Source organism: Nocardia noduli (assembly GCF_019038455.1).
In the GTDB taxonomy this organism is placed as follows: Bacteria; Actinomycetota; Actinomycetes; order Mycobacteriales; family Mycobacteriaceae; genus Nocardia; species Nocardia noduli.
On sequence record NZ_JAFMPL010000050.1, the window covers coordinates 41514 to 50804 of the forward strand.

At 69.1% G+C, this 9291-nt stretch carries 7 protein-coding genes; all 7 read left to right on the top strand.

Annotated features, from left to right (window positions below; all coding sequences use genetic code 11):
* Positions 1-69: 69 nt before the first annotated feature.
* Positions 70-1656 carry a 3' terminal RNA ribose 2'-O-methyltransferase Hen1 gene (locus JZ792_RS24065; protein WP_216913619.1) on the top strand — a complete coding sequence of 529 codons (1587 nt, stop codon included), beginning with the start codon at positions 70-72 and terminating at the stop codon, positions 1654-1656.
* On the top strand, positions 1653-4265 hold the full coding sequence (locus JZ792_RS24070; RefSeq protein ID WP_216913621.1) for a polynucleotide kinase-phosphatase: 2613 nt from the start codon (positions 1653-1655) through the stop codon (positions 4263-4265). Before JZ792_RS24065 ends, JZ792_RS24070 begins: the two co-directional genes overlap by 4 nt.
* Before the next feature lie 239 nt (positions 4266-4504).
* Positions 4505-5755: a serine hydrolase domain-containing protein gene (locus JZ792_RS24075; RefSeq protein WP_216913623.1), complete on the top strand. Its 1251-nt coding sequence runs from the start codon at positions 4505-4507 to the stop codon at positions 5753-5755.
* 161 nt (positions 5756-5916) lie between these two features.
* Positions 5917-6294 carry a hypothetical protein gene (locus tag JZ792_RS24080; RefSeq protein WP_216913625.1) on the top strand — a complete coding sequence of 126 codons (378 nt, stop codon included), beginning with the start codon at positions 5917-5919 and terminating at the stop codon, positions 6292-6294.
* Positions 6291-6866, top strand: a complete 576-nt coding sequence (locus tag JZ792_RS24085) for a WXG100 family type VII secretion target (protein ID WP_109523862.1) — start codon at positions 6291-6293, stop codon at positions 6864-6866. Before JZ792_RS24080 ends, JZ792_RS24085 begins: the two co-directional genes overlap by 4 nt.
* Complete coding sequence (locus JZ792_RS24090; RefSeq protein WP_216913627.1) at positions 6863-7579, top strand: ESX secretion-associated protein EspG; 717 nt, start codon at positions 6863-6865, stop codon at positions 7577-7579. Before JZ792_RS24085 ends, JZ792_RS24090 begins: the two co-directional genes overlap by 4 nt.
* 386 nt (positions 7580-7965) lie before the next feature.
* On the top strand, positions 7966-9291 hold a 1326-nt coding region (locus JZ792_RS42175), incomplete at its 3' end, for a hypothetical protein (RefSeq protein WP_308165424.1).

A 9291-nucleotide genomic window follows, 5' to 3' on the forward strand; every position in this document is an offset into this window, starting at 1 on the left:
TCGATCCTCGCGAGCCCACCTGTTGAAATCGGCTTGCCGCAGAGGTCGCGTAACGGCGAACATCGCAGGATGCTCTTGACGATCACCTGTACCCGACCGGAGGACGCGGCGTGGCCCGCGACCGATCTGGGGTTCCTGCTGCACAAGAACCCCGACCGGGTGCAGGCGTTCGAGCAGTCCTACGGCACCGCGCACGTGCTCTATCCGGAGGCGACCGCGTCCCGGTGCACCGCGGCGCTCGTCCTCGAGGTCGACCCGATCAGGTTGGTGCGCGGGCGTGAGCGCAACACACCGGATTTCAGTCTCGGCCAGTATGTGAACGACCGCCCGTACGCGGCGTCGTCACTGCTTTCGGTCGCGGTCGGCCAGGTCTTCCGCACGGCGCTGCGCGGCCGTTGCGAACATCGCGAGGAACTGGCGCGCACCGCGCTGCCGTTGCGGCTGGAACTGCCGTCCGTGCCGTGCAAGGGCGGCGCGGAGATCGCCCATCGGGTGTTCACACCGCTGGGCTGGACCGTCCACGCGACCCCGCTCCCCCTCGACCCGGCCTTCCCCGACTGGGGCGACTCGCATTACCTGCGACTGGAACTCACGGGCACGATGCGCCTCGCCGACGCGCTGTCGCACCTCTACGTTCTGCTGCCGGTGCTCGACGGCGCGAAACACTACTGGGTGGCCGCCGACGAGGTCGACAAACTGATCCGCGCGGGCGCGAGCTGGCTCGGCGACCATCCCGAACGCACCTGGATCACCCGCCGCTACCTGGCCCGCCGCCACTCCCTGGTCAGGACCGCATTGGCCCGGCTCGCCGAAATCGATGAGGTGGAGCCGGAAAGTGTGGACGCCGTGGACGAGGTCGAGACGGTCGACCACGTCGATGGGCTCGGCACCGTCGGCCGGGCAGGCCCAGAGGCGCGATCCGAGACCGACGATGTGGGCAGCGGCGTCGACCCGACCGGCGCCGCCGGAGATACCGGGGCGGGCACCGACAACCGGACGCCGGAGGTACCCGCCCCCTCACTGGCCGTCGCCCGCAGGACCGCGGTTCTGGAGGCGTTGCGCGCCGCCGGCGCCACCCGGGTGCTCGATCTCGGCTGCGGCGAGGGCTCGCTGCTGCGAGAACTGCTCGCGGACAGGACATTCACCGAGATCGTCGGCGTGGACGTGTCGACACGCGCGTTGAATATCGCCGCTCGCCGACTGCGGCTGGACCGGCTTCCCGCAGCCGTCTCGCGGCGGCTGACACTGATCCAGGGGTCGCTCACCTACACCGACGCCAGGCTGCGCGGATACGACGCGGCGGTGCTCATGGAGGTGATCGAACACGTCGATCCGCCCCGGCTCGGCGCGCTCGAGCACGCGGTCTTCGTGACAGCGGCACCGGCGACGATCCTGGTCACGACGCCGAACGCGGAGATCAACGTCAGATTCGACGGTCTGGCCGCCGGCGAGTTCCGCCATCACGATCACCGATTCGAGTGGACCCGTGCCGAATTCGAGGAGTGGGCGGTGACTGTCGCGGCCCGCACGGGCTACACCGTGCGCTTCGTCGCCATCGGGGTTCCCGATCCGGAATTCGGATCCGCCACGCAGATGGCGGTTTTCACCGCGGCGAGCCGCGCCGACACCGACAACGCCGAAGGAGGTCACCGATGACCGAACTGTCCGTCCCGGAACTGTCCCTGGTCGTCCTCGTCGGCTCGACCGGTTCCGGTAAATCGACGTTCGCGCACAAGCACTTCCGTACCACGGCCATCGTCTCCTCCGATACCTGTCGAGGCATCGTGAGCGACGACGAGAACGATCAGAGCGCGACTCCCGAGGCCTTCGCGCTTCTGCATCACATCGTCGGCGTCCGGCTGCGGCGCGGACTGCGCACGGTGGTCGACGCCACCAATGTGCAGCCGAAGGCGCGCCAGGAACTCGTCGCGCTGGCGCGTGCGCACGATGTGCTGCCGGTGGCGATCGTCCTGGACGTGCCGGACGCGGTGTGCGTGGACCGCAATGCCGGGCGCGCCGAGCGGTCGCATCTGAGCCCGCACGTGGTGGCGCGTCAGCAGCGCGAACTGCGCCGCGGCCTGCGCGGGCTGGAGCGCGAGGGATTCCGGAAGGTCCACGTGCTGCGCGGAGTCGACGCCATCGCCGACGCGACGATCGTCGACGAGAAGTCGTGGAACGACAAACGGGATCTCACCGGGCCGTTCGACGTCATCGGTGACGTGCACGGCTGCCTGGCCGAATTGCAGACCCTGCTCGGCGAACTCGGGTACGACATCGCACGCGACTCCGAGGGCAGGGCGGTCGATGCCGCGCACCCGGACGGACGCACCGTGGTCTTCGTCGGCGACCTGGTCGACCGCGGCCCCGACACCCCGGGCGTGCTGCGGTTGGCGATGGGCATGGTGGCGTCGGGAACGGCGTTGTGCGTCACGGGTAATCACGAGAACAAGCTGGTCAGGGCGCTGGACGGCAAGAAGGTACGGTTGGCGCACGGTCTCGCCGAATCCCTCGCGCAACTGGAGTCCGAGGACGACGATTTCCGCAAGGCCGCGCGCGAATTCTGTCGTGGCCTGATCAGCCACTACGTACTCGACGGCGGCAGACTCGTGGTCGCGCACGCCGGGTTGAAGCAGGAGTATCACGGCCGCGCGTCGGGCCGCGTCCGCGCCTTCGCGATGTACGGGGAGTCCACCGGTGAGACCGACGAATACGGCCTTCCGGTGCGTTACCCGTGGGCGGAGGAATACCGCGGCCGTGCCACGGTCTTGTACGGCCATACCCCGGTCACCGAATTGCGGTGGGTGAACAACACGCTGTGTCTCGACACCGGTGTCGTGTTCGGCGGAACGCTCTCGGCGCTGCGGTACCCGGAACGGGAATCGGTGTCGGTGCCCGCCGAACAGGTCTGGTACGAACCGGTGCGGCCCTTGGCGGCCACGACGATCGCGACACCCGACGGCGTCGTCCACCGCGATCCCGGCGTACTCGATCTCGAGGACGTGCTCGGCAGGCGCGTGGTCGAAACCCGCCACCACGGCCGGGTCGGCGTCCGGGAGGAGAACGCGGGCGCGGCGCTCGAGATCATGAGCCGCTTCGCCATCGATCCGCGCTGGCTGATCTACCTACCGCCGACCATGGCCCCGTGTGCGACGTCGACGCTGGACGGTTTCCTCGAACATCCGACGGAAGCGTTCTCGTATTTCCGCACCCAGGACGTCCGGCAGGTGGTGTGCGAGGAGAAGCACATGGGCTCGCGCGCCGTCGTCGTCGTGACGCGGTCGGCCGGTGCGGCCCGTGACCGATTCGGCATCGAGGACGGCAGCACCGGCGCGCTCTACACGCGGACGGGTCGACCGTTCTTCGATGACGCCGCGCTCACCGAGACGATCCTGAGTCGCGTCCGCGACGCGGCGGAGAAGGCGGGTCTGTTCGAGGAGACGAACTCGGAATGGCTGCTTTTGGACGCCGAACTCATGCCGTGGTCGGCCAAAGCCGTGGGATTGCTGCGCGGTCAGTACGCGGCGGTGGGAGCCGCCGCGCGCGGGTCACTCGACGAGACCGCGCGGGTACTCGCGGCCGCGAACGAGCGCGGCATGGACGTCGCGGATCTGGCGGCGCGGACCGACGAGCGCGCCGCCGACGCGCACGCGTTCACCACCGCCTACGGCCGCTACTGCTGGCCGGTGGACGGTCTGGCCGGGTTGCGACTCGCGCCGTTCCAGATCCTGGCGGGCGGTGGTCCGGCGGGCGGCGGTGAGGTGTACGCGCGCCGCGATCACCGGTGGCATCTCACGCGGATCGATCGCCTGGTCGAGGCCGACCCGGAACTGTTCGCCGGAACGGGCCGCGTGTTCGTCGACCTGTCCTCGCCGGACAGCGAGGCGGCGGCCGTCGACTGGTGGACCACCCTCACCGACGCCGGTGGCGAGGGAATGGTGGTGAAACCGTTCGACTCCATGGTCGACGGCGCGCCGGGGCGGGAAGCGGAGGGCGCGCACCCGGGCCGACTGGTCCAGCCCGGCGTGAAATGCCGAGGCCGGGAGTACCTGCGCATCATCTACGGCCCGGAATATCCGCGCGAGCCCAACCTCGAGCGCCTGCGCCACCGCGGCCTCGGACGCAAACGCTCGATGGCGCTGCGCGAGTACGCCCTCGGCCTGGAAGCCCTTGACCGCTTCGTCGCGGGCGAACCACTGTGGCGGGTGCACGAAGCCGTGTTCGCGGTTCTCGCGATGGAATCCGAGCCGGTCGACCCCCGCCTGTAGGACGGGAGCACGGGTCGTCCCGGCGAATGGCCGCAACGGGCGTTCGCCGGGACGCGACCGCTGAGTCGAGCGGAGTGCTGGCGGATAACCGGTGGTCGCCGCCGTATTTCCCGGATTCCGACATCCGGACAGCAGATTGCCGACGCACGGTGGCGAAGGTTACAGTGGCGTTAGCAGGGCCGCTTGCAACTGTTAGCTCGATGGCTCTGCCCGCGTTGGAACAGACAAAGGAGTCTGCCATGTCGGCTGCGAGCACCGACGGCCCTGTGTTCGGCGGCGATATCCGCCGACCGGCCCATATGCTGATCGATGACCGGTTCACCACGGTCGCCACCAAATTCTTCTCGATGTTCCGCCGCAGGTCCCAGGGCGGCGGCGCGCTCGCGGTCTACCTGCACGGCGAACCGGTTCTGGACATATGGTCCGGCTGGGCCGACACCGATCGTCCGTGGCGCTCCGACACCATGGCGCTGTCGTATTCGACGGGTAAGGGCGTCGCGGCGACCATCGCCAATCGCCTGATCGAACGCGGCGTGCTGGAACTCGACGCGCCCGTCGCCACGTACTGGCCCGAATTCGCCGCGAACGGCAAGGGCGACATCACCGTGCACGAGGTGCTGAATCACCGGGCCGGATTGCAACGCACCCGCGGACTGCTCGGCGACCCGGACGATCTGCTCGACCACGACCGGGTCGCCGCGGCCATGGCTGCCTCCGCGCCCGACCCGATGCGACTGCGCGCGTCGGGCTATCACGGATTGACCTTCGGCACCCTGGTCGCCGAGATCGCCCAGCGGGCAACCGGGCGCGATTTCCTCGACGTGGTGCGAACCGAACTCGCCGAACCGCTCGGTGACGACGACTTCTGGTTCGGCGTGCCCCACGATCAGCGTCATCGGATCGCCCGTCTGGGCCCGCGCCTCGGTATCGCCGGAGTGCCGTTCGACGTGCTGATCGCCCCGTTCGCGGCACTGGGACCGGTGCGATCGGCGCGGGGCGCGGTCTACAACGGCTGGGCGGACATGAGCCTGGGCACGCGCCCCTACGACGCCATGATGCCCGGCTGGAACGGCACTTTCACCGCCCGCGCGCTGGGCAAGATGTACGGCGCCCTCGCCAACGACGGCCTCGTCGGGCACCGTCGCCTACTGCGGCCGGAGACGACGCGACTCATCGCCCGCATGCCCGCCAACAGCCAGTACGACTACGTCCTCGGCGCGGCGCCGCAATTCGCGCGCGGGTATCACCGCGCGATCGTCGGCCCGCGGCTCACCCGGCGCGCCTTCGGGCATTTCGGGATCGGCGGGTCGGGCGGTATCGCCATCCCCGGCGTCGGACTGTCGGTCGGCTTCGTCACCAACCGCCTCGGCACGATGGCCATGTCCCTCGGTGACGCCCGCCTGCCCATGTTGGCGGCCGCGGCCGAGCAGGCGGCGCGCGGCGCGGGTGACGCGGTGGTGCACGACATCGCCGAGCAGGTCGCGGGCTGACGCGAGGCCGGACGCGGTCGTGTCCGGCCACAATCGATCCGCCCGTCCGTCGGTTCGCGCACATACCCGCGGCACATCCCGCTCCGGGACGATCCCGGCACTGATAAACTGCCGTGCTTCAAGGACTTTGGTGTCGACCGAGATCGAGGGGGCCGAACCCAGTGCGACCGGACGAGGCGCGCGGTGCGGGAGCCGGGGTGTACGACGCGGCGGCGGCGGGTGAGTTCGGAATGCCGGAAGGTTCGGCGCGACGACTCGAAGCGGCATGCGACGCGTTGATCGAAGGATTGCGGCAGGCCAGGGCCGCCGGGGTCGAATTGACCGAGGTTTCGGGATTTTCGGAGCTGCCTTCGGGAAAATCGCTGGCACGGGGATTCGAGGACAAGGGCGCGAGGTATCGCGAGGTTCTCGCCGGATTGCAGGAGGCGGCATTGCGTTTGAAGGCGGGATATCTCGCTGCGGCGAATCTGTTCGACGAGGCCGACGCGGCCAATCGGGCCGCGCTGCGGATCGCGGCCGACGAACTGGACGAGCTATGACGCCGCCGGGCTGGCGTGAGGGCACGGACCCGCCGTACGTGCCGGACCGCGAAGCGTTCGACGCCTACACCCACGCGGAGATCTGGCAGTTGGTGCGCGAGGCATTGGATCCGGCGGCGCTCGGGCGGACCGCCGAGAGCTGGCAGACCGGAGCGAACACCCTCGAGTACCTGTTCGAGGCGTTCGCCGCCGCGGTGCGACAGGAATTCGCGGACTGGAGCGGTCAGGCCGCGACGGCCGCGCGGGAATCCACCGAGGCGTTCGTCCGCGCCGGGGCGGCCGCGCAGGAGGTGTGCGTCGCCGTGCACCGACTGATGGAGCTGAATTCCTCTGCGGCCCAGACGGTCCGGGACGCGATCCCCGCGCCCGCCGCGCCCTACGCGCCCGACCCGGACCCGGTCCGCGAGGCCATCGACGGCGGACCGCGCAAGATGGCCCACGATATCGCCGCGGCGAGCGCGTTGGCCGACGCGCAGGACACGCTGACCTTCCTGTACAACTCGACCCTGGTGGCATCCGGTGATGCCGTTCCCGCTTTCGATACGCCCGTTCGTGGAGAGATCGCGCGGTGAGGTGGGTTTTCACCCCGGACGAGTTCACCTATGTCTGGTCGGTAGAAACGGGGCTCGACCGTCGGCCCTACCCGATCGATATGGCGCACCGAGGCACCGTCCGCAGTGAGAACGACTGGGAGAAGCTCAAACTCGCCGAGCGTTTCCGACGCAACAGCGATCCCGATCTGACCGGCGCGCTCACATTGTGCGCGCGCAACGATGTCACCACCCTGACCGTCTCCGGCGATCGCTACACCCCCGAGGGCCGGGCCGAGGAACCGATCCTCGCCTTCGGCGCCACCCACCTGAACTGGGGCACGGTCCTGGTCGCAGGCCCGTGCGACGTCACGGTCATCGCCTGTCACGCTCGCCGGGTGCCGCAACACCTGGTCGCCGCGATGGGCGCGGCCCCCGCCGGTCGGCTCGCCCCCATGCGCGAACCGCGCGCGGCCGTGCTCTACGACGATCCCAACAACTGGGGACAATCCGACGACGCCGAACGCGCCGCCCTCTTCCGCAAGACGTTGCACCGTCCGATCGACGCGCGCGGCTTCATCACCGTGACGGTCGCGCCGGAGGAGCCGATGTCCCCGCCGACCCGGCACCGCACCTGGCTCGACTTCACCGACGACGGCCGGTATCTGCTGACCACGACCGCCGATCTGAGTCTCACCCCCGTCACCGACACGGCACTGCACACCCAACTCGCACGCTTGGCCGTCATCCGCTGACGCGCTGTCGATCGGCCCGAACATTGTTACCGGTCGGTTTCAAGATCGAATGGGGGCGACCGGGATTCGGAATCGAATTCGGACCGCAATTCACGGTGAAGGCCGGTGCCGCACACCGTCGCCGCTCCCGCGGACTACCACGCCCGGGGGCGCTGAGCTGGCGGGAACGTGCGTCCAGCGAGCCGTCGTGGTCCGGTCGGCGTGAACACGAAATGACCGCGAATCGAATTCATTCGGGGCGTGTCGCTCGCGGCACGCCGAGTTCTCTCGAGATCACGGCTAATCCACAGTTTCGCTGGCGCCGGTGTATCGACTATTAATGGGCATGTGCCGTTCCCACGTGTGATCACTTGCCAAGCCTCGAATCTCCCCCGGCGGGAGTCGAGGTGACGATAGAGCATCCCATCGAGGACGAAGTCGGTCAGCTGGCGAGGCGGGTCGAGAAAGCCAGAGGCCGACTGGCATACCAGTTCGACCCGGCGCTGACCCAGGCGCTCTCCGAAGACGAACTGCACGCCGAACGTGATCTCGCCGAGAAGATTCGCGGCCAGGATCGTGCGCAGCGCTGGAAACAGGCGCAAGCCGCCGCCGGGGCCGCCGACCGCGCCCGACAGACCACCGAGGAAATCGAGAAGGCCGACATCAGAGATCTACTGGTCGCCCGCAAGGCGATAGCCGCACAACGACGGGAATCGAGTCCGCACGCCAAACTCGCGTCGCTGTACCGGCATCGGGCATGGTCACTGCGCGCGCTGGCGGGCGTGGTCGGCGCAGGCATGCTCTGGTCGGCCGTCAACGTGCAGCACAACATCGCACCCGGTGGCCCGAGTGATCCGCTGTACTGGTTCAGCTACCTGATCGAGGCGATGATCAGCGTCTGCTTGATCATCATCATGATCGGCACGAACAAGGTCTCCGAATGGGGTGTCGTCGACAACCGCGGCCAGGTCGTCGCGGCCGAAGTCGCACTGCTGGCGCTGACCGTCGGCCTCAACACCTATCCGTACATCCGTGGTGAGCGTTGGTTCGACGCGGGTGTGCACGCGGTCGCGCCGGTGATGATCGGTGTCGCCCTGCTGATCCACGACGCCGCCAGCGCGCGCTACGGGCTCGCCATCGCGCGCGCCACCGATCAGGTCCGCGATCTGCCCGATCCGGCCGAGGTCATCCGCAACAGACTCCCCGATCTGGCCACCTACCGTCCGATGGCCATGGAACTGGGCATTCCGCGTCCCGTCGTGATCGAGGCCGAAGCGGAACCCGATCGCGAGCCCGCGGTCGAAACGGCCGAGATGGACGAATACGACGAGGTGGACCAGGAACAGTCCGCCGAACAGTTCGCCGACGACGAGGACGACGCGCCGACCGAGGCGATCGTCGTCGAGCCCGCGCCCGCCGAACCGGCCCGGCCCGCCGCGGCACCGGCGGCCGAGAAGCCCGCACCGCAGCCCGAGAAGCGCCGCGCCCCCGCCGCGTCCGAGAAGGCACCGGCACGCGAGATCAACGGCGCGGTCCCCAAGATCCTCGAGGGACGTCCGTTCGCCACGACCAAGCCCGAGGTCCCGGAACCGCCCAAACGGCCGTCGACGACGCCGCCACCGGCCCCGAAGCCCGCCGTGGCTGCGGTCGCCGAGACCAAGCCGGTCAAGGCCGTTCCGCCGCCCGCCGCCGAGCTCGCCGAAAAGCCCGCCGAAAAGCCCGCGGAGAAACCC